Source organism: Ignavibacteriota bacterium (genome assembly GCA_016707525.1).
Taxonomy (GTDB): Bacteria; Bacteroidota; Ignavibacteria; order UBA10030; family UBA6906; genus JAGDMK01.
The window spans coordinates 199,723-220,353 of sequence record JADJHP010000003.1 but is presented as its reverse complement, the minus strand read 5'-3'; the positions used below and the strand labels follow the sequence as shown (position 1 = coordinate 220,353).

Below are 20,631 nucleotides of genomic sequence, written 5' to 3'. Positions count from 1 at the left end.
ACACGTAGCATGGATCAGCAACTCATACCGCGCGGATTGCAGCGGACAAGCTTCGGACACTTCCTGGCATGGCTCGCCCCCTGGGTGCTGCTGTTCGGCGTCGGTGTCTATGCCATCTATCTCTGTCTGGCCCAGGGGCTGTTTCATACGAACATGGACAACCGGTTCGCGTTCGGCCTCTGGATCTATCTCGACCTCACCGTCATCGCGCTCGGTGCCGGCGCGTTCTTCACAGGGTTCCTGCTCTACATCCTGCGTCGCGAGGAACTCCGTGCGGTGATCAACAGCGCCGTGGTGCTCGGACTCATCTGTTATAGTGGTGCGGTGTTCGTTCTGATGGTGGACGTCGGACAACCGATGCGTGCATGGTTCACGTTCTGGCATCCGAATACGCATTCCATGCTGGCCGAGGTCACGTTCTGTCTCACCTGCTACCTCACCGTTCTCCTCATCGAGTACGTGCCGGTCGTTCTGAAGAACAGGAAACTCCGTCAGATCCCCCGGTTCCTGGTGTTTGAATTCCAGTTGCACAAGGTCATGCCGGTACTCGCAGGGATCGGGACGTTCCTGTCCTTCTTCCATCAGGGGTCGCTCGGCGGATTGTATGGCGTGTTGCACGGGCGGCCGTTCGCCTTCCGTGAGACATTGGGTCTGTGGCCGTCAACCTTCTATCTGTTCGTCATCTCGGCGGCGGCCGCAGGCCCGAGCTTCGTGCTCGTGACCACATGGCTGGTCCAGCGGATCAGCGGCAAGACCGTGGTCAAACCGGAGGTCTTCCGGCTGCTGGGCAAGATCTCGGGCATCATGCTGATCATCTATATCCTGCTCAAGGCCATCGATACCTACGTGTGGATGAACTTCACCTCGCCGGCGGTCGGTTTCAGCGCATTCTCGTTCTACAATGCCGGCTCGTTCGGTTCATGGATCCTCTTCGCCGAGATCGTGGTCTTCGGACTGGTCCCCGCGATCCTCCTGCTGAACGGAAACCTGCGCAAACGCCCGGCGGTCCTGGTGACCGCGGCCTTCATGGTCTGCACCGGGATCATGCTCAACCGGTTCGTGATGACGATCCAGACCCTTGCACTGCCGACGTTGCCGTTCGATGCGGTGTTGTCGTACATGCCCAGCTGGCAGGAAGTGGCAACGTTCCTCGCTGTGGTCGCCTATGGAATGCTTCTGTATTCGATATCGTTCCGGTATATGACGTTATTCCCCCAGGAAAAAGACATCAGCCAATCATCGTGGAGGTGAAGCGTGTTCCCGTGGATCTATGGTTTTCATTGGACGCCGATGCATATCGCGTTCCTCACCATCTTCGGCTGCGTCATCGTGGTCGTGGCAGCGACAGTGATCATCGCCATACGCCGCACCCGGCGCACGCTGAGCGGTACTTCCCTTGAGAAGATGCAGTGGATGTCCGAGTTCGAGGACCTGCCGTTGTTCGCGCGTGCGTGCAGGCACCAGATGACCGGTGAGACTCCCAGCCGCACATGCCATCAGGAATTCGATTGTCGCACGTGCTCGGCCCATTCCCAGTTCCTCGCGAAGACGGCACCGGAACTCGCTCCGGCAACGGCAGATCAGGCGGTGTACGGCCTCGCCATGCCGCTCGACCGGTACTATCACCGCGGGCATACGTGGGTGCAGCCGGCAGAGAACGGCTGCTACACGGTGGGCCTCGATGATCTGGCACTGCGCATGATCGGGAAACCGGAGCAGGTGGAATTGCCCGCTGTCGGCACCGTGATCTCCGCACAGGGGACCGGCTGGTTGATGAAGAAAGGGAAGGCCTCGCTACGCGTCCTTGCGCCGATGGATGGCGTGGTGGTGGAGCAGGGGACGGGAGATGCCGGCTGGTATCTCAAGATCCGGCCGAAGGACGAGAAGGCGAACCTCACGCATCTGCTGCGCGGGTCGGAGGTCCGGCCCTGGATCGTCCGCGAGATCGAACGGTTGGAACTTGCCCTTTCACCGAACGGCGTTGGATTCAGCCTCGCCGACGGCGGGGAGCTCGTGGATGAAATGTCGGAGCAAGCCCCCGAGATCGATTGGGACGGTGTGGGGGGAACGATCCTTCTTCAAGCCTGACGCGAAGGCGAAATTATCCATTATCCATGGATCATGGATAATGGATAATTTGTTTTTCACGGGCGCGGGATGTTGTACTTCTTCAGCCGGTCATACAACGTGGAGCGGTCGATCCCGAGGATGCCTGCCGTCTCGGTGATGTTCCCCCGGGTCCGCTGCAATGTCGCACTGATGATCCGGTTCTCGGCCTCTTCCAGCGTCATATTCGGCGGGATCGTCCATTCGTCCACGGACACCGTGGGCCTGGCCCCGATGAACGCACAATCCTCTTCGGTCAGCAGCTTCGATTTCGCGGTCACCATTGCCCGCTCGATGGCATTCTCGAGCTCCCGCACATTGCCGGGCCACTCATAATTCATCAGGATGCGCAAGGCCCCATCGGTGACACCGGTGATCTCCTTTCCGAGTTCATGCGAGAGGCGCTCGATGAATGTCTCTGCCAGGAGCGGGATGTCCTCCCGGCGGTCCCGCAGGGGAGGCAGGTTGATGCTGATGACGTTCAGGCGGTAGTAGAGATCATCCCGGAACTTCCCTTCGCGCACCGCCCGTTCCAGATCGACGTGTGTCGCGGCGATGACGCGGACATCCACTTCGATCTCTTCCGTTCCGCCCACACGGTAGAACCGACGTTCCTGCAGCACCCGCAGGAGGTCCATCTGCAGCTTGGGTGAGATGTCGCCGATCTCATCCAGGAAGATCGTCCCCCCGTGTGCCATCTCGAACTTCCCCTTCCGCTGGGCTGCGGCCCCGGTGAACGAGCCCTTCTCATGTCCGAAGAGTTCCGATTCCAGGAGTGTCTCTGCCAGGGCGGCGCAGGAGACCCCAACGAACGGCTTTCCTGTGCGTTCGCCGGAGAAATGGACCGCGCGGGCGATCATCTCCTTGCCCGTGCCGCTTTCGCCGCGGATCAGAACAGTGCTGCGCAGGCTGGCCACGTCGCGGACCAGGTCGAAGATCCCGAGCATCGCCGGGCTCCTGCTCACCACGTCGTGGAAACTGTACTGTTTCGTGAGTTTCTTCCGCAGGATCGAGTTCTCCCGCTGGAGGTTCTTCACCTTGATGATGCGGCCGACGAGCAGAGAGATCTCCTCGGGGTTGCACGGCTTCACGATGTATTCCTGTGCCCCCTCTTTCATCGCCGTGATCGCCGTATCCACCGTGGCATAGGCCGTGACGATGATGATGGACGCCTCCGGATGGACCTTCCGGATCTCCATCATGGTCTCGATGCCGTCGATCCCCCCGGGCATCTTCATATCGATGAAGTAGATCGCGTAGTCGCGTTGCCGGGCCATGTCGATGGCGATGGTGCCCGACATGGCGGTGTCCACCGTGTACCCATCCTCGCGCAGCCATGCGGCCAGCGATTCGCGCATCACTTCTTCATCATCCACCACGAGTATGTGCCAGTGTGTCGTCATATGCGTTATCCTGCCGCGCCCGGAGGGTCATCTCCGGCGCGCAAATGATCGAGATGTTCGTTGAAGACCGCTGCACACGCTGTGCAGAGGACGTGCCCTTTGGTATCGACGTGGTGCACGTTGTTGGATAAAGACATCGGACACCGGACATCGGTGCAGTGCGTGAGTCCGAAGGTGTGTCCGATCTCGTGGACCGCTTCCTTGATGGCCCGCGCCTGCAGCAGCTCCGGATCAGGCGGAAAGCCATAGAATTGCTGTTGCAGCCGTGCAAGGGAGATCACGGCGACCCGCCCGTTCAATTGTGCCTGCCCGAGAACGAAGCTGAGCATGGGGATGAACAGGTCCTTTGCTGTCACTCCCAGGATCCTGATCATCGAAGGCTGGACCCGGTCCAGCAGAGACCGGAGTACCAGGACCGAACTGTATTGTCCCCGCCGCTCATCGAAGGCGAAGGCGGGCTCTGGTGCGGGTGGCAGCATGGACACCGGATGGCGGAAGGTGCGGCGCACTTCATCCGCGATCGCAGTCAGGAGCGGCGGATCGACCGTACCGATCGCGATCATCCCGATGGCATTCATCCGGCAGCGGTCTGCTTGTTCGGGACCTCTTCGGACCCGATGGGAAGAACGACCCGGAACGTGGTCCCGACGTCGGGTTTCGATTCGACATCGATGTCGCCATTGTGGTCCTTCACGATGCCGTACACCACGGCGAGCCCCAACCCCACACCTTTCCCTTCTCCCTTGGTCGTGAAGAACGGCGTGAACAATTTCTCGATGTGCTCCGGCCGGATCCCCTCGCCTGTGTCATGGATCTCGAGGACAAGGTCCGTGCCCGACGGCGCAACCGCACTGGAAACGGTGACCTTTGCTGCGGGACGCCCCTGCGTCGCTTCGGCACCGTTCATGATCAGGTTGATCAGGACCTGCTGCATCTGGGATGCGTCGCAATGGATGAGGGGAAGGGCCTCGTCGAGCCGGAGGTCCATCTCCACGTTCATGAGCTTCAGCTTGTGTCCGATCAGGTTCACGGTGGTACTGACGATCGCATTGAAGTTCACGTTCGTCCGCTGGTGCGGCTTGGATCGACGCGAGAATGCCAGCAGGTCCTGGACGATACGGCCGACCCGCGCCGTCTCGGTGACCACCTGTCCGAGATACTTCCGGAATTCCGGCACGCGCTCGGCGGGGATGCCGTTCTCTCCGACGATGCGCTGCATGAGCATCGACAGATTCAGCACCCCCGACAGGGGGTTGTTGATCTCATGCGCCACGCTCGCGGAGAGCTGTCCGAGCGAGGCCAGCCGGTCGGAGTGCAACAGCTTCTGATGCGCCACTTTAAGCTGTTCGGTGCGCTGCCCGACCTTGGTCTCCAGGTTCTGCGCGAACTGGTTCTGCTGGTCGATGGATTCTTTCAGCCGGAGCCGCATCACATCGAAGGCATTCGCGAGTTCCCCGAGCTCCTCGCTGGAATTGATCTGCACCGGACGGTCCAACTGCATCTTGCTCACTGCACGCGTTCCTTCGATCAGGCGGTGGATCGGGGCATGGACGAACCGGCGCGTGAAGACGATGATGAAGGTGGAGAGCAGAATGGAGAGGGCAACGGAAATGAGGATCACCCTCGATCTCGTGCCGGCGATCTCCTCATCCACGGTGGTGAGATCCAGGGAGACGTCGATGACGCCGAGGACGCTCATCCCCTCAGGGATGAGCATGGCAGTCTGCGTTACTGCAGGCGGGTTCATTGTAGACGGGGGTGACGATACCCAGGGTGCGCTTCCCGTCCGTCGTGTGGAATTCCCGCGCCCGCGAAGGGACATCGACCTTCACCAGCGGGCGGTTCGTAGCGTGACACATGAAACAGGCTTCGGCGAATTTGTCGACGCTGCCGGTATCCCCGGCCACCGTCGAGAACATCACCCGCCCTTCCTTATTATAGATGCGGATCCGCTTGATGCCCTGTTTGAGGGCGATCGTCTGCATGATCTCGTACGCCGACTCCCGCTGATCAGCGAGCATGGCGTGCCAGGTGGCACTGGCGATGCTGCCGGAGAGCTGGTCCGCCCCGGTGATCATCGTGGCGAGGAGCTGGTTCTCCTGCGTCTTCATATGGACGTATCCCGACGCCAGTCCTGCGAGCAGGACGAATGCGACGAGGGGGATCATCAACTGGAGGGCGAGTTTACGGGGGAAGGGGAGCATGGGACGGCCCTCAGGCTGCCGGTATCGTGATCACGTACCGCGTGCCGTTGTTCGTCGAGATCTCAATATCGCCGTGGAGCTGCTGGGTAAGACTGGCGATCAGATTCATGCCCAGCGTCCGCGTCGCGTGGATATCGAACCCCGGCGGCAGACCGATCCCGTTGTCCGAGAATGTCAGTGCGTAGGTGCCGTGGTCCCCGGGGAACATGGTCAGGGTGATCTCGCCCGAACGGTCACCCGGGAAAGCGTGCTTCAGCGTGTTCGAAAGAAGTTCGTTCACGATCAGGCCGCAGACGATCGATGCATCGGCAGAGAGGACGACGTCGCGGACATCCACCTGGAGGGTGATGTTCCGGTTGACGGCGTAGGAGCGGAACAGGGAGTTCGCCAGGCCCTGGAGGTACTCGCGCATGTCGATGCGTGCGAGCGAGCTCGACCGATAGAGCCGCTCATGGATCATGGTCATCGACCGGATCCGGTGCTGGTTCTCCAGGAAAAGTTCACGTGTCGCCTGGTCCGCGATCGATTCGCTCTGCAGCGACAGGAGGCTGGAAATGGTCTGCAGGTTGTTCTTGACGCGATGGTAGACCTCGCGGACGAGAAGTTCCTTCTCTTTCAGGGAGGCGGAGAGTTTCTCTTCTGCCCGCTTGCGCTCGGTGATATCCTCGCCCAGACTGGCGATGCCGGTGACGGTGCCTTCAGCGTTGTGGACGACGGTCGAGTTCCATGCGACGAGCCTGCGGCCGCCCGCTTTCGTGATCAGTTCACCTTCGAAGTGGGCGGGGACGCCTCCGGTGCGCACCGCCTCACGGTATGCCTGGCGCGTCATGCCGGCCGGAGGCACCACGACGTCGAGAAGGTCCATGGCCAGCAGTTCATCGATGGCCCAGCCGGTGAGACCCATGGTGTAGTCATTGGCGAACGTGATCCGCGCGTCGTGGTTGACGGTCAGGGCGACCAGCTGGACATTTTCCAGGAGGTTGCGGAACCGCTGTTCGGATTCGCGGAGTTCGCGTGTGCGCTTCGCCACCTCCCGCCGGGTGGAGAACACCCAGGCAAGGGTGATGACCACGAGGGCGGCGCTGATGATCAGCGCGTACAGATAGTCGGTGGTCCTGGTCCGGCGCTCCCGGATATCTTCCGGATACCGTGGGTAGATCTCATATCCCGTGTTCAATGCGCCGCCCCGCACATACTGTCCGAGTACCCCGGTGACGGAGACCACGTCGCGCTCGCCGATCCGGGCGAGATCGATCCCGGGCTTGTGACGGATGGCGAGAAAGACCACGATGCTATCCGCATCGTTGGTCTGCTCACGGACCGTGAGGTACGATCCGTAGTCGTCGCTCCAGGAACGCGTCACGACGCCATGGACGCGCACAAGCATGCCTTCGTACTTCTCTGCAGGGGCCTCCGGGATGGGGAGTTCAACGGGGCGGGCCATGGGGCGATGGACTTTGAGCACGCGGTAGGTCGCCCGGACGATCCGCGTCACGCCTTCGTACACAGCGATCTCGCCCGTGACGATCAGGCTGTCGCCTTCTTCGATCGGCGGCCCGGGGTCGTTGTTGTAGAGTTCGATCCCACCGGTGTTGTCCTGCAGGAAGATCGAAAGGCGGCTGGTGTGCATCACATCGCTGTTCGAGTTCGCCCGCCCCCCGATCGTGACACGCTGGCCGAGCCGGTCCGGAGTGAAATCCCCGTTCGCATCGATCCGTGCTTCACCAATGGAGAGGACCACCTGGGTCGTGTCCTGACAACGGGAGGTACCGGGAAAGAGCCAGACGGCGAGGAGGATGAGGGCGAGGCGGAGGGAATGGGGACCGTTCATAGTATGGTGGAGCTGGCACAGTGTCATACGACGGTCGTTCCTTCACTCATGCGCATGTATCGATTCCGGATATCAATGTACCAAACGGCGTGTGGACATTCAACCCCCGGCGTGGGAAGGGGAGGGGGAGAAAAAGAAAACGCCGGCTGAAGATCAGCCGGCGTTCGCTACGGACAGAGTCGCACGAATTACAGCTTCGTGACGCCCTTGGCCTGGAGGCCCTTCGGACCCTGCGTAACTTCGAAGCCCACCTTATCGCCTTCGTTCAGGGTCTTGTACCCCTCACCGACGATTTCGCGGAAATGGACGAAAACGTCTTCGCCAGTTTCACGAGTGATGAACCCGAAGCCTTTGGCTCCGTTGAACCATTTCACTGTTCCCTTTTCCATGGAACAGATCCTTTCTGTTGCTGAACGTCCGCAACCGGCGGACTCGGTCATGCACGTCCCGATGTGTGCTTTAAACGTGAAATCGCAACCATTCACACCACCATGGTTGCGATCTCTCTTGTTCTGCAACGGGTTCGGATTGCGAACGCCAGCGAACCGTGCCCCGCGATACCTGCGGGACAGCTAAAAGCCCGACAACGGTGTACGTTGATTGGTGACATAGGATATATATTTCAGAAGTAAAAAGCAAGTGCTTTTTCGCTAAGAAGTATGTTTTCCCTTTTTTCGGCGCAACCCTGGCCTGGAATCGGCCGTATAATCCTTGGGGCACGTGCCGCCCCTACCTGAAAATCCCCGAAATCCGCCACATTGCGTTGGATCCCCTTATGAAACGCCTGCTCTTTCTGATGTGTCTGCTGTCCGCGTCAACCCTGTTCGCGCAAGACCTGACGACACGCCTTGATGAATTCCTCGGCCAGTATGTCACCAACCGCGGGTTCCAGGGAACGGTCGTCGTCGCTGAAAATGGTACACTGCTGTACGCCCGCGGGTTCGGCCTCGCCGACCCCGCGCGCGGATTGCAGAACGGTCCGCAGGTTCAGTACCACATTGCCTCCGTCACCAAGACCTTCACCGCCGCAATGATCATGAAGCTCGTTGAGCAGGGGAAGATCGGTGTGCATGATCCCATCACGAAATACCTCCCTGCGTACCGCCGCGACACGGGCGACCGGGTCACGATCCATCACTTGCTCACGCACACTTCCGGGATCCCGGAATTTGCGACGACAGAGGCCCGCCGCGCGCACGGGTTGGAGCCCGTGCCGCCGATGGACCAGTTGATCGAGAAGTACTGCAGCGAGCCGCTTGCATTCGAACCGGGATCGAAGTTCGCCTATTCGAACACCGGGTTCGTCCTTCTGGGAGCCATCATTCAGAAAGTGACAAGCCAGACCTTTGACCAGGCACTCCACACGCTCATCCTCGATCCTGCGGGCATGAAGAATTCCGGACTCGACTGCAGCGGGCTGTCCCTCCCCGCGCGCGCAGCAGGTTTTGACGCCGGCTTCGGGGATACGCTTCCACCGTGCGAGGTGTTCAATATCGATTGGATCGGAGCTGCCGGCGGCATGTACGCTACCGCCGAGGACATGGTCGCGTGGGATCATGCGCTTTCTGATCCCGCCGTCCTCTCGCGCAATGCCCTGCGCCTGATGCAGACCCCCTACGTCAAGATGAAGGCCGATGGTCCTTCCTATGGGTATGGCGCCGTCCTGGATCGCCGCGTGAGGAACAGAAAAGGGGACAGCCTCCTGGTGGTCTATCATCAGGGCGGCATGCCCGGGGTCTCTTCGCTGTTCGGTCGCGTCCCCGCTACGAAGCAGATGGTCTTCGTCGTGAGCAATGTCTCCGGCGCACCGGTCGTCGCCATGAGTGACGGCCTGTTCGCACTGGTCAATGGTTCTCCGGCTCCATCGATCAAGCCATCGCTGGCGCGTGGACTCTTCAAAGCGATCAGCACGAAGGGCTCGTTGGAAGGTGTGCGCGACATTGAGAGCGAGCACCGCGCCTCCCCCGGCCGGTACGATGTCTTTGAAAATGAACTGAGCATCCTCGGACATCAGTATCTGCGCGAGAAAAAGCACGACGAGGCAGCTGCCGTCTTCGGGTACGCTCTGCGCCTGTTCCCGAAGAGCGCCGGGGCGTTCAATAATATGGGCGAGTGTGCCGTTGCGCTGGACCAGAAGGAAAAAGCCATCGGCTTCTATAAGAAGTCCCTCGAACTCAACCCGGTGGGCACTACCGCTCGCGAAGCGCTTCAAAAGCTCGGCGTGAACTAGGACCCTCCGTTACGGTCCGCTCTCCATGATGCCCCGCCCCGCCAACCGATGCGCGGGGCGGGGCATCGCGTTCCATGGCTCTCCCTCCTCCGGGCGCCTTGTAACTTCCGCCACCTCCTCCTATATTGAGGATATGTCCATCCCACGTTCCATGAAGGAAACTGCTATGTCCACCGCACTGCGCCGCGTTGCGCTCCTCCTGACCGCTGTCACCATGTCCGTCCCCCTGATGTCCCTTGCGTGCACCAACATCCTGGTGACGCGCGGTGCGTCGAAGGACGGATCGACGTTGATCACGTATGCGGCGGATTCTCACACCCGCTACGGGCAGCTGTATTTCCATGCCGCCACCGACCATCCCGAGGGGACGATGGTGGATGTCCATGATTACGGCTCGGGGGCATGGCTCGGCAAGGTGCGTCAGGCCCGCCACACCTATTCGGTGGTCGGATTCACGAATGAGCACCAGGTCTCGATCGGTGAGACCACGTTCGGTGGCAGGCCGGAGCTCGTGGATACGTTGGGCATCATCGACTACGGGACCCTCATGTTCATGGCGATGCAACGTTCCCGCACGGCGCGCGAGGCGATCCATACGATCGGCCAATTGGTCGCGGAGTACGGCTACCGCAGCTCCGGAGAATCCTTCTCGATCGCCGATCCGAATGAAGTCTGGATCATGGAGTTGATCGGCAAGGGGCCGGGGAACAAGGGGGCGGTGTGGGTTGCCATGCGGATCCCCGACGGCTCCATCTCCGGCCATGCGAACCACCCGCGCATCATGGCGTTCCCCCTGAGGGATACCGTGAATTGCTACTATGCCCCCGACGTGATCTCATTCGCACGGGGCAAGGGCTACTTCACCGGTAAGGACAGTGAGTTCAGTTTTTCGGATACCTATGCTCCTCTTGATTTCTCCGCGGCGCGGTTCTGCGAGGCCCGTATCTGGTCCGTGTTCAACCGCGTCAATGCGTCGATGGGTGCATACCTGAACTACGCCAAAGGCGAGGACCTGTCGAAGCGTATGCCGCTCTGGATCACCCCCGACAGGAAACTCGACGTTCATGACCTGATGGAACTCATGCGTGACTATTACGGCGGCACGGACCTCGACATGACGAAGGATGTGGGGGCCGGTCCGTTCGGTTGTCCGTACCGCTGGCGGCCGATGACGTGGAGTGTGGATTCGATGAACTATCTGAATGAGCGCGCGATCTCCACACAGCATACCGGATTCTCCTTCGTGGCCCAGGCACGTTCGTGGCTTCCGGATCACATCGGAGGCATCCTCTGGTTCGGCGTGGATGATACGTACCACACCGTGTACACGCCCATGTATTGCAGCATCACCTCGACCCCTCCAGCATTCCGGGAAGGGAATGGCTCGATGATGGAATGGTCCGACGATGCGGCATTCTGGATCTTCAATCAGGTCTCGAACTTCTCCTATACACGCTTCAACGTGATCAGTCCCGAGGTCCGTGCGCGGCAGGCAGAACTTGAGAACGGGTATCTCGTGCAGGTCCCCGGCGTTGACCGGGCTGCGTTGGAGCTTTCGAAGACCAGCAAGGAGGTGGCCATCGCGTATCTGACGGAATACTCGACGAACGCGGGACAGGCGACCTTTGGCGCGTGGAAGAAGTTGTACCGGGATCTGTTCGTCAAGTTCATGGATGGCAATATCAAGACGAAGGTCCCGGGGAGGCAGAACCCCGCGGTGTCGCAACCGGGTTACAGCGACGCATGGAAGAGGATGGTCGTGCGTGAAGCCGGGGAGAAACTGAAGATGCCGAAGCACTAGCTCCATGGCACGCTCCCTGTACATCCACGATTGCCGGCTTGCATCGGCCCCCGGGCGACCGACTGCCGTGCTCATTGAAGGTGCGAAGATCACCGCGGTCGGGATCCAGGATGTGCCCGGAGCAGATCGGCTCGATGCAGGCGGACGCTTGCTGTCGCCGGGATTCATCGATGTGCATATCCAGGGCGCAGGCGGGGCGGATGTCCTTGACGGCACCCCGGAAGCGCTTGCGACCATGTCCGCGACACTGGCCCGGCTTGGCACCACCGGCTTTCTTGCGACGACGGTTGCGCGGCCGGGTACCGGCCATGATCATTTGCGCATTGCGCGGGAGTACATGAAGACCGGCCCGCGGGGCGCAGAGTTGCTCGGCGTGCATCTGGAAGGGCCATTCATCAATATCACAAAGAAGGGTGGGATCTCACCGGAAGGGATCTACGCGTACTCTCAGGATGCCCTTGCCGATCTCCTTGCGGCGGCCGGGGAGAGCCTGCGGATGATGACGATCGCTCCGGAGCTCCCTGGAGCGATCGAGTGCATCCATCGGCTCGTGGACCGTGGCATCATCGCGGCGTTCGCGCACTCGCAGGCAGGCTATGATGACCTCCGCCGCGGCTGCGAAGCGGGCATCACGCATGTCACACATATCTTCAATGCGATGATCGGCCTTCATCACCGTGAACCGGGCCCCATCGCGGCGATCTTTGAACACCCATCGATCACCGCGCAGATCATCAGCGACGGTCATCATGTGCATCCGGCCATCGTACGCCTTTTGAGGTCGGCCATCGGGACTGCCCGTTGCGTGTGCATCACGGACGGGGTCCAGGGGATGGGCCTGCCCGACGGCAGATACAGGTACTGTGGCCGTGAGTACGAGTCGCGTGAGGGTGTGGCGCGCTATCTCGATGGCACCCTTATCGGGACGACGATGGGACTCGGGGAGATCGCACGCCGATTCCGCGCATTCACGGGGTGCTCCACCGCAGAAGCATTGGATACCGTGACCATTGTCCCCGCCCGGCTTCTCGGAATCGATGCTGCCAAAGGGTCCATCGCGCCGGGAAAGGATGCCGATCTGGTTCTCCTGAACCAGGACCTGTCGGTCCATGCGACCCTGGTGTCCGGTCGTGTTGTGCATACGGAAGCCGTGTAGGACCCGGCAGAGGGGATCCTGAGAGGCACCATCCGGAATTGCCTCTTCAACAGCGATTGCGTATCATTCGAAAGCATCGTTCACCCGGCGCCGGATGTGAGTTGGTCACGCAGGGGAGAAGCACGCCATTGTACCATGCCACGCAAGCCGTTGGTGCGTCCGGCCCGCCGCTGTTCTCACTCCAGTTCTCATTTTGATCCCCGAGGAGGAATCCCCATGCAACAGCGTTTCCGCGTGCTTGTCACTGTCCTCATCCTGGTCACCCAGCCCCTGTTCGCCGAGTGGACACAAACCCTTGGTCCGGAGGGTGGATCCGTGTATGGAGTGGTGACCGATGGCTCGAGACTCTTCGCCTACCTGGAGGGTGGAGGGATCCAGCGCTCGACGAATGATGGAGTGCGATGGTATGCTGCGAATAGCGGACTCCCAACGCCGAACATCTTCAGTATGGAGGCCGAAGGCTCGACGGTCTTCGCAGGAACATCGACATATGGGTTGTACGTCTCTACCGACGGGGGCGATTCATGGGTTGCCCGGAACACGGGGATGGGAAATGTCAGCGTCACCGACATCCTCATCCGTGGTGGACGGATGTACGCTGCCACCTCGAGTGGTTTCTTCATTTCAACGAATGGAGGTGGAGCCTGGACCGCCTCCAATGCAGGTATCACCAACCTTGCCCTCCGCACCCTGGCGTCGAAGGATGGGCTTCTGTTCGCCGGTGGCGGTGGCGGCAACGTGTACGTCTCTGCCGACAGCGGTGGGTCCTGGACACCGGCGGTTTCCGGGATCACAACGACACTCGCTATTCAGACACTCTACGTTGATGATGTGCGGCTCTTCGCAGGCGCGGGCAATGCGATGTATGTGTCAACGAACAACGGCACGTCATGGTCACCGGTCTCGACCTCTGCCATCGGTACAAATGTGAACACATTCTTACGGGATGGTGCGTTGCTCTTCATGGGAACCACCGCGGGGCTCGGACGCTCCACGGACAATGGGGCCACGTGGGTTGCGGCTTCCACGGGCCTTGTCAACAAAGCCGTCTATGGTATCCTGAAGAAAGGTACCGTACTCTACGTTGCAACGTTCGGCCATGGCGTCTCCATGAGCACGGACGCCGGCGGCACGTGGGTCAGCATGGTGGTTGGCATGATCAACTCCCGTGTCATGACACTGTTCGCGAATGGTGCCACGCTCCTTGCATGCAGCGATGGGGCGGGGATCCAGATGTCAACGAACGCAGGACGGGATTGGACGCTGTCGAATACCGGGCTGACCTATGCGTTCTCCCGCGGGATGACGAAGGTGGGGTCCATGATGTTTGCCGGTTCGACGGATGGGATCTATCGGCTCCCCTTGCTCGCCTCCTCCTGGTCACGGGTCAAGCCGAACGTGAACGTGAAGGCTATGGAGAGCAGTGCCGGGAAGATCTGGGTGGGGACGGCCACGGGGATGTTCTTCTCCGCCGACACGGGGACCTCATGGTCGGGACCGCTCTCGGCGACCAATGGCAAGCAGATACAGTGCATTCGCGTGACCGGCACCCATATCTTTGGCGGCAGCTCTGCGTCGGGGATCTATCGGGCAGCTCTCGGTGATACCGCCTGGGTGCAGGTCAACACGGGACTCACGGATCTGAATATCCGCGGACTTGCGCTCATCGGAACGACCCTTTTTGCAGGGACGTCCGATCATGGCGTCTTTGCCTCGACGGACAACGGTGAAACCTGGACAGCGAGAAGTACGGGCTTGTCAAGTCTGTACATCCGTGCGCTGTACGCGCACGGGTCTGCCCTGTTCGCTGGAACGGCGACGGGAGGCGTCTTCGTCACGACCGATGACGGTGGCCAATGGACGGGAGTGAATCAGGGGCTGGCGCCGAAGGAGATCCCCGCGCTCTCGGTCGCGGATGGGATCCTGTATGCTGCAGGCTACAACTCTGGTGTCTGGAAGCGACCGGTCAGCGAGATCATCACCGGCGTGCCCGGATCGGAGCAGGACGCTGTTCCGGTGCATGCATCGCTTCTTCAGAACTATCCCAATCCGTTCAACCCGTCCACGACGATCACATTCCGTGTCCTTGCATCGCAGCCGGTGGACCTCCGGTTGACGGTGATCGATCCCCTGGGCCGGGAGGTTGCGGAGTTGGCGAGAGGAGTACATCGATCCGGAACTCATCATGTCGAGTTCACGCCGATGGGGTTGGCGACCGGGGTGTATTTCTGCCGGCTGGTTTTTGGCGGGCAGACCTCGACCCAGGCCATGCTATATGTGAAGTGAGTTCCTGATCGGCCTGTGGCGGTCGTCGGCCTCGCGGCCGCCGGTGCCCCTGAATCAGCCATGAGCCTCTCACGCGGATCGCGCCGGGAGGCTCGTGTGTTTTCAACACGCCGCTCTCTTTTTGTTGCTTTCTCACACCGATTCTGACGATCCGACCGAAATTCCTCGCCGTGGCGCTCCTATTAGCCATTCATGCCCAGTATTACGCATGATTTTTTGCGAATCGGGCAGAATGAGTATCCATCAGCCCAATTCACAGGTTTTTGTGCATCATCCTGTCTGTCACAGGTGGCACGCACATTGTATTACTCCAGGCGAAGAAGAGCAGACCAGAGGCAACGAAGGGGGTGCGTTTCCGGAAATCTGCAGATATCCATCCCACATCCGGAGGAGACCCATGAACTGGTTCCTCAATCTCAAAGTCGGTACCAAACTTCTTTCCGCATTCCTCCTGGTTGCGCTGATCGCCGGGTTCGTCGGGTATCAAGGCATCGTCAGTCTTCGTGCTGCAGATGACAGTGATACCTTGCTCTACGAACGCAACACCGTACCCATGGATCACATCGCAAAGATCGGAGTGTCCTTTCAACGACTGCGCGTGAATGCGTTGACGATGCTCGCCGCAAAGACCCCGGCTGAACGTGCGGACCAGGCAAGGCGCATCGATGAACGGAGAGCCGAGATCGTGGCGACGGTGGCCACATTGGACAAGGCGATCGCATCGGATGATGTGCGCAAAGCATTTGATGAGTTCGGCGCCACACGAAAAGAATTCGTGCCATTGCTCAACGAGTTCATGGATCTCGCCCGGTCGGGACGAACGGACCAGGCATTTGCGCTTTGGAAGGGAAACATGGACAAGGCCCGTGCCCGTGAGCAGGCGGCGATCGAGGCCTTAAGTACACTCCTCGTGCAACGGGCCAAAGCCCGGTCCGATCAGAACACGGTCGAAGCAAATGCCGCGGTCACGATGATGCTTATCGTCGTAGGCATCGCCATGGTCGTTGCCATCGGCCTCGGCATCTTCATCGCGCGGATCATCACCAGGCCCCTCAATCGTGGCGTGGAAATGATGCAGGAGATGGGGAAGGGACATCTGGGAACCCGCCTCACGATGGAGACGAAGGACGAAGTCGGTGTCCTTGCCAGAGCCATGGATGCGTTCGCGGACGACCTCCAGTCCAATGTGATCGCGACGATGCAGAAGATCGCGAAAGGCGATCTGAGTACGAATGTAAATGCCAAGGATGACCGCGACGAGATCTCCCCTGCGTTGAAGCAGATGACCGAGGCTCTGCGCGGCCTGGTCGCCGAGGCAGGGATGTTGTCGAAGGCGGCGGTCGAGGGCAAGCTCGCCACCCGCGGCAATGCGGAGAAGTTCCAGGGAAGCTATCGCGAGATCGTGCAGGGTGTGAACGCTACGCTCGATTCGGTCATCGGCCCGCTGAACGTGGCCGCGGAGTACGTGGACCGCATCTCGAAGGGCGACATCCCGGCGAAGATCACGGACACGTACAACGGTGATTTCAACGAGATCAAGAACAACCTGAACCAGGCCATCGGTGCGGTGAACGCCCTTGTGGCCGATGCGGTCATGCTGTCCAGGGCCGCGGTCGAAGGCAAGCTCGCCACCCGCGCCGACGCATCGAAGCACGGCGGCGATTTCCGGAAGATCGTCCAGGGCGTGAACGACACGCTCGACTCCGTCATCGGTCCGTTGAATGTGGCCGCGGAGTACGTGGACCGGATCTCCAAGGGCGACATCCCGGCGAAGATCACGGACAACTACAACGGCGACTTCAACGAGATCAAGAACAACCTGAATCAGGCGATCAACGCCGTGAGCATGCTGGTCACGGATGCGCATATGCTGTCGCGTGCCGCGGTGGAGGGCAAACTCGCCACGCGCGCCGATGCCACGAAGCATCAGGGCGACTTCCGGAAGATCGTGCAGGGCGTGAACGAGACACTGGACTCCGTCATCGGGCCTCTCAACGTCGCAGCAGAGTATGTGGACCGGATCTCCAAGGGCGACATCCCGGCGAAGATCACGGACAGCTACAACGGCGATTTCAACGAGATCAAGAACAACCTGAACCAGGCGATCGGCGCGGTGAACGCGCTGGTGGCTGATGCGATGCTGCTGTCGCAGGCAGCGGTGGAAGGGCGCCTTGCCACGCGCGCGGATGCTGCGAAGCATCAGGGCGATTTCCGGAAGATCGTCCAGGGTGTGAACGACACGCTGGATGCGGTGATCAAGCCGGTGCAGGAAGGGTCGAACACGCTGGCGGTGATGGCGACGGGCGACATGACGGCGCGGATGAACGGGGACTACCGCGGCGATCTGCAGCTCATCAAGGAGAGCATCAACAAGGTGGGCGGTTCCCTGCAGGATGCCCTGCGGAAGGTGAGCGAGGCAGTGAGCGCGACGGCGAGCGCGTCGAGCCAGATCAGCTCAAGCACCGAGGAGATGGCCGCCGGGGCGCAGGAACAGACGAGTCAGGCAGCCGAGGTGGCGAGTGCGGTGGAAGAGATGACGAAGACCATCATGGAGAACTCCAAGAACGCGAGCGTGGCGGCCGAGACGGCGAAGCTCGCGCGTGTGAGTGCGGAGCAGGGCGGGAAGGTGGTCGACGATACGGTCGAGGGCATGAAGCGCATCGCCGGCGTGGTGAACAAGAGCGCCGAGACGGTGAAGGAACTCGGGAAATCGAGCGATCAGATCGGTGAGATCATCGGCGTCATCGACGACATTGCGGATCAGACGAACCTGCTTGCGCTCAACGCTGCCATCGAGGCGGCCCGGGCGGGAGAGCAGGGGCGCGGGTTTGCGGTCGTGGCGGACGAGGTCAGGAAGCTGGCCGAGCGGACGACGAAGGCGACGAAAGAGATCGCCGGGATGATCAAGAAGATCCAGTCGGATACCACGGGTGCCGTCCGGTCGATGGAAGAAGGGACGAACGAGGTGGAACGCGGGATCGAGCTGGCCGACAAGGCAGGCGCGAGCCTGAAGGAGATCGTGGGGGTGAGCCAGAAGGTGACGGACATGGTCACGCAGATCGCGGCCGCGAGCGAGGAGCAGTCGAGTGCCAGCGAGCAGATCTCGAAGAACGTGGAAGGGATCTCGAAGGTGACGGGTGAAACGGCGCAGGGGACGCAGCAGATCGCGCGTGCGGCGGAGGATCTCAACCGGCTCACGGAGAACCTGCAGAAGCTCATCAGCGACTTCAAGCTCGGCCGCAATGACGGTATGCGGAGCGGGGTCGCGGTGCGGGAGAACGGCGTGCTGGTAGCGGGCTAAAATTCAGATATCAGATATCTGATATCAGATATCCGAATTATACAGGAGGAACTATGGCGGAAACGGTCTCAGTACATCAGGCAACAGAAGCGAAGCATGGGTCCGGCGACGAACTGCTGCAGCTGGTGAGTTTCAACATCGGCGACGAGGAGTTCGGTGTGGATATCCTGCAGGTGCAGGAGATCAACAGGATGCTTGAAGTGACGAAGGTGCCGAATGCACCGGAGTATGTGGACGGGGTCATCAATCTCCGCGGCAAAGTGATCCCGATCATCGATCTCCGCCGGCGTTTCGGCATGGCCAGAAAGGAACACGACAAGCATACCCGGATCGTGGTCGTGGAGTTGAACGGCAAAGTGGTCGGATTCGTGGTCGACGCCGTGCGTGAGGTCTTGCGGATCCCGCGCAGCGTCACGGAACCGCCACCGTCGATCGCGGGGAGCACGAACGAGGAGTATATTACCGGAGTGGGAAAGCTCGAGGACCGGCTGCTGATCCTCCTGGATATCGGGAAGATCGTCTACGATAGTCAGGTATCCCAGAACTAGGTCTCTTCGTGCTCCTCTGGATCCTCCGCGCGGGTTGGTTGGCCCGCCGGAGGATCGTGTTCTGTGCGGCGGGGTCCCTTGCCTCCGCGAATTGCTTTCCGTATACTCCATACGTGTAACTGCAGGCGTTTGCCATGCCAGGCACGTCCAATCTCGAATGTCTTGGTGTCGATCTGGAGGGACCATGCCGGTTCGCGTCACCATCGTCCTCTGCTTCCTCGCTTTCCTCCCGGGTATCACGCGTGGACAGTCCACGACGGATGCCCTCGACGTTTTTGGTTATTTCCAGTCTGTGTTCGATCATTCCAGTGAACAAACGTCGATCAGGGGACGGTCCACAACCTCCGGGACGCGCAATACGTTCATTCTCCAGCAGGCGAACATCTTTTTCCGGAAGCAGTTCAACTCCCGTTTCGCAGCATTTGTTGATCTGGAGTTCACGAACACGTATGCGAGCACCCGGAAATGGGGGACGTTCCGGCTTGAAGAAGCATGGTTGCGGTACCAGACCTCGGAGGAGTTCAGCATCAAAGCCGGACTCCTTGTGCCGGTGTTCAACAACCTGAATGAGATCAAGAACAGGACTCCGATCCTTCCCTACATCACGCGGCCTTTCGTGTACGAGGCTGCGGCGGAAGGGGTGGGGAGTATCGATGATTACATCCCGGGCTCGGCATTCCTCCAGATCGAGGGAGCGCTCCATCTTGATGAACTCCGGTTGGACTATGCGGTGTATGCCGGCAACGGGGATCCGAACTTTGTCAGCAGCGGACAGGACGGGCAACAGTACAGCATTGGTGGGACGGATACGACGACGTTCAAGTTGGTGGGCGGACGAGTGGGTGTGCGCACGGGCCGGCTGAAGGCCGGATTCTCCATGACCTCCGACAAAGCGGACAGGCAGAGTATCGGCGTCGGTCCTGTCCATAGGCTGCGCATCGGTGGCGACCTTTCCTATCTGCTCGGGCCGCTCTCACTGGAGTCCGAGTTCATCTCGACCAAAGAGTACCTGGACGATCATCAAGCGCAGGTGTATGCCGCCGTCTCGAGGATGGACCCCCGCCTCGGACGGGAGCCGTCGAATCTGTTCGTGTACGGGGTCCTGGCGTATGATATTTCCGAGAGTTTCTACGTGTATGGTGGGATGGAATACCTCGAGTCGCACAAGGCGTCCGTCACCCGCGGTACGATGGCCGGAGGGGGATATCGACCGATCGACAACGTCGTCCTGAAACTCCAATATCTTCACATCAGTAACGAGTTCCAGGGTTTGAGTTCTTACCTCTCCGACCGGATCCAGGCCGGAGTCAGCGTGATGTTCTAACGCGCGCAAGGAACCCGACCCATGAAACCCATCAGCATCGCATTCGTCCTTGTCCTGCTCTCCGCCGCGCTCGCGGATGCGCAGGTTGCCGTGATCGCCAACCGGTCGGTCCCGGAAATGTCCCTGACCGCTGCCCAGGTGCTCGATCTCTACATGCTGAATGTCCGTGCATGGAGTGATGGACAGGCCGTGGCGTTGATGTGTCTCCGGGAGCACCCTGCTGAGGAGAAAAAATTCTTCGACCTCCTCCGCAGGAGTCCGCTGGAAATGCGGAAGGCCTGGCTGAGGGCTCAACTTTCCGGGCACGCCCGCCCGCCGGAGATGATCGCCGCACAGGAGGACATGGCCCGGCGGGTTGCAGCCACTCCGGGGGCCGTGGGGTTCGTTGCGCGGGACAAGGTCCAGGGGAACGTCAAGATCCTTCTCGTCATAGAGTGAAGT

16 protein-coding genes are annotated in these 20,631 nt (G+C 60.4%); 10 read left to right on the top strand and 6 right to left on the bottom strand.

The annotated features are described in order from the left end of the window. Positions 1-9: 9 nt before the first annotated feature. Both nrfD and IPI01_07060 read left to right on the top strand, forming a co-directional pair. Positions 10-1,251 (top strand): polysulfide reductase NrfD, encoded by a 1,242-nt coding sequence (nrfD, locus tag IPI01_07065; GenBank protein ID MBK7257552.1) that lies wholly within the window; start codon positions 10-12, stop codon positions 1,249-1,251. Between the two features lie 3 nt (positions 1,252-1,254). Next, the gene (locus IPI01_07060; protein ID MBK7257551.1) at positions 1,255-2,088 is read left to right on the top strand and encodes a hypothetical protein; all 834 of its coding nucleotides are present in this window, start codon (positions 1,255-1,257) and stop codon (positions 2,086-2,088) included. 56 nt (positions 2,089-2,144) lie between these two features. Here IPI01_07060 and IPI01_07055 read toward each other — a convergent pair whose 3' ends face one another. The 6 genes from IPI01_07055 to IPI01_07030 form a co-directional block, all read right to left on the bottom strand. Then, positions 2,145-3,509, bottom strand: coding sequence for a sigma-54-dependent Fis family transcriptional regulator (locus tag IPI01_07055; GenBank protein ID MBK7257550.1), 1,365 nt, complete (start codon positions 3,507-3,509; stop codon positions 2,145-2,147). Positions 3,510-3,514: 5 nt separating this feature from the next. After that, the gene (locus tag IPI01_07050) at positions 3,515-4,087 is read right to left on the bottom strand and encodes an archaemetzincin family Zn-dependent metalloprotease (protein ID MBK7257549.1); all 573 of its coding nucleotides are present in this window, start codon (positions 4,085-4,087) and stop codon (positions 3,515-3,517) included. After that, positions 4,084-5,226, bottom strand: a complete 1,143-nt coding sequence (locus tag IPI01_07045; GenBank protein ID MBK7257548.1) for a HAMP domain-containing protein — start codon at positions 5,224-5,226, stop codon at positions 4,084-4,086. The genes IPI01_07050 and IPI01_07045 overlap by 4 nt, the downstream gene beginning before the upstream one ends. Beyond that, complete coding sequence (locus IPI01_07040; protein ID MBK7257547.1) at positions 5,213-5,713, bottom strand: hypothetical protein; 501 nt, start codon at positions 5,711-5,713, stop codon at positions 5,213-5,215. Before IPI01_07040 ends, IPI01_07045 begins: the two co-directional genes overlap by 14 nt. A 10-nt stretch (positions 5,714-5,723) precedes the next feature. Next, positions 5,724-7,571, bottom strand: a complete 1,848-nt coding sequence (locus IPI01_07035) for a PAS domain S-box protein (GenBank protein MBK7257546.1) — start codon at positions 7,569-7,571, stop codon at positions 5,724-5,726. A 161-nt stretch (positions 7,572-7,732) separates the two neighbouring features. Then, a complete protein-coding gene (locus tag IPI01_07030; protein ID MBK7257545.1) occupies positions 7,733-7,933 on the bottom strand; it encodes a cold-shock protein in 201 nt (66 codons plus the stop codon). 386 nt (positions 7,934-8,319) lie between these two features. Here IPI01_07030 and IPI01_07025 point away from each other — a divergent pair, with 386 nt between their 5' ends. The 8 genes from IPI01_07025 to IPI01_06990 all read left to right on the top strand — a co-directional run bounded on the left by IPI01_07025 (position 8,320) and on the right by IPI01_06990 (position 20,628). Continuing rightward, positions 8,320-9,774, top strand: a complete 1,455-nt coding sequence (locus tag IPI01_07025) for a serine hydrolase (GenBank protein MBK7257544.1) — start codon at positions 8,320-8,322, stop codon at positions 9,772-9,774. Between the two features lie 151 nt (positions 9,775-9,925). Then, the gene (locus tag IPI01_07020) at positions 9,926-11,575 is read left to right on the top strand and encodes a C69 family dipeptidase (protein ID MBK7257543.1); all 1,650 of its coding nucleotides are present in this window, start codon (positions 9,926-9,928) and stop codon (positions 11,573-11,575) included. Between the two features lie 4 nt (positions 11,576-11,579). Beyond that, the gene (nagA, locus tag IPI01_07015; protein MBK7257542.1) at positions 11,580-12,731 is read left to right on the top strand and encodes an N-acetylglucosamine-6-phosphate deacetylase; all 1,152 of its coding nucleotides are present in this window, start codon (positions 11,580-11,582) and stop codon (positions 12,729-12,731) included. 216 nt (positions 12,732-12,947) lie between these two features. Further along, entirely contained in the window at positions 12,948-15,017 is a 2,070-nt protein-coding gene (locus IPI01_07010) for a T9SS type A sorting domain-containing protein (GenBank protein ID MBK7257541.1), read from the top strand. 397 nt (positions 15,018-15,414) lie between these two features. Further along, a complete protein-coding gene (locus IPI01_07005; protein ID MBK7257540.1) occupies positions 15,415-18,318 on the top strand; it encodes an MCP four helix bundle domain-containing protein in 2,904 nt (967 codons plus the stop codon). A gap of 53 nt (positions 18,319-18,371) precedes the next feature. Continuing rightward, positions 18,372-18,866: a chemotaxis protein CheW gene (locus tag IPI01_07000; GenBank protein ID MBK7257539.1), complete on the top strand. Its 495-nt coding sequence runs from the start codon at positions 18,372-18,374 to the stop codon at positions 18,864-18,866. 184 nt (positions 18,867-19,050) lie between these two features. Beyond that, the gene (locus tag IPI01_06995) at positions 19,051-20,190 is read left to right on the top strand and encodes a hypothetical protein (protein ID MBK7257538.1); all 1,140 of its coding nucleotides are present in this window, start codon (positions 19,051-19,053) and stop codon (positions 20,188-20,190) included. 21 nt (positions 20,191-20,211) lie between these two features. Then, positions 20,212-20,628 carry a hypothetical protein gene (locus IPI01_06990; protein MBK7257537.1) on the top strand — a complete coding sequence of 139 codons (417 nt, stop codon included), beginning with the start codon at positions 20,212-20,214 and terminating at the stop codon, positions 20,626-20,628. Positions 20,629-20,631: the final 3 nt, after the last annotated feature.

Excerpts from the sequence above, each read along its gene's own strand:
- IPI01_07045 (MBK7257548.1), bottom strand. The coding sequence starts at position 5,226 with ATGCTCATCCCTGAGGGGATGAGCGTCCTCGGCGTCATCGACGTCTCC.
- nagA (MBK7257542.1), top strand. The coding sequence starts at position 11,580 with ATGGCACGCTCCCTGTACATCCACGATTGCCGGCTTGCATCGGCCCCC.
- IPI01_06990 (MBK7257537.1), top strand. The coding sequence starts at position 20,212 with ATGAAACCCATCAGCATCGCATTCGTCCTTGTCCTGCTCTCCGCCGCG.
- nrfD (MBK7257552.1), top strand. The coding sequence starts at position 10 with ATGGATCAGCAACTCATACCGCGCGGATTGCAGCGGACAAGCTTCGGA.
- IPI01_07020 (MBK7257543.1), top strand. The coding sequence starts at position 9,926 with ATGAAGGAAACTGCTATGTCCACCGCACTGCGCCGCGTTGCGCTCCTC.
- IPI01_06995 (MBK7257538.1), top strand. The coding sequence starts at position 19,051 with ATGCCGGTTCGCGTCACCATCGTCCTCTGCTTCCTCGCTTTCCTCCCG.
- IPI01_07030 (MBK7257545.1), bottom strand. The coding sequence starts at position 7,933 with ATGGAAAAGGGAACAGTGAAATGGTTCAACGGAGCCAAAGGCTTCGGG.
- IPI01_07035 (MBK7257546.1), bottom strand. The coding sequence starts at position 7,571 with ATGACACTGTGCCAGCTCCACCATACTATGAACGGTCCCCATTCCCTC.
- IPI01_07055 (MBK7257550.1), bottom strand. The coding sequence starts at position 3,509 with ATGACGACACACTGGCACATACTCGTGGTGGATGATGAAGAAGTGATG.
- IPI01_07000 (MBK7257539.1), top strand. The coding sequence starts at position 18,372 with ATGGCGGAAACGGTCTCAGTACATCAGGCAACAGAAGCGAAGCATGGG.
- IPI01_07010 (MBK7257541.1), top strand. The coding sequence starts at position 12,948 with ATGCAACAGCGTTTCCGCGTGCTTGTCACTGTCCTCATCCTGGTCACC.
- IPI01_07025 (MBK7257544.1), top strand. The coding sequence starts at position 8,320 with ATGAAACGCCTGCTCTTTCTGATGTGTCTGCTGTCCGCGTCAACCCTG.
- IPI01_07040 (MBK7257547.1), bottom strand. The coding sequence starts at position 5,713 with ATGCTCCCCTTCCCCCGTAAACTCGCCCTCCAGTTGATGATCCCCCTC.
- IPI01_07005 (MBK7257540.1), top strand. The coding sequence starts at position 15,415 with ATGAACTGGTTCCTCAATCTCAAAGTCGGTACCAAACTTCTTTCCGCA.
- IPI01_07050 (MBK7257549.1), bottom strand. The coding sequence starts at position 4,087 with ATGAATGCCATCGGGATGATCGCGATCGGTACGGTCGATCCGCCGCTC.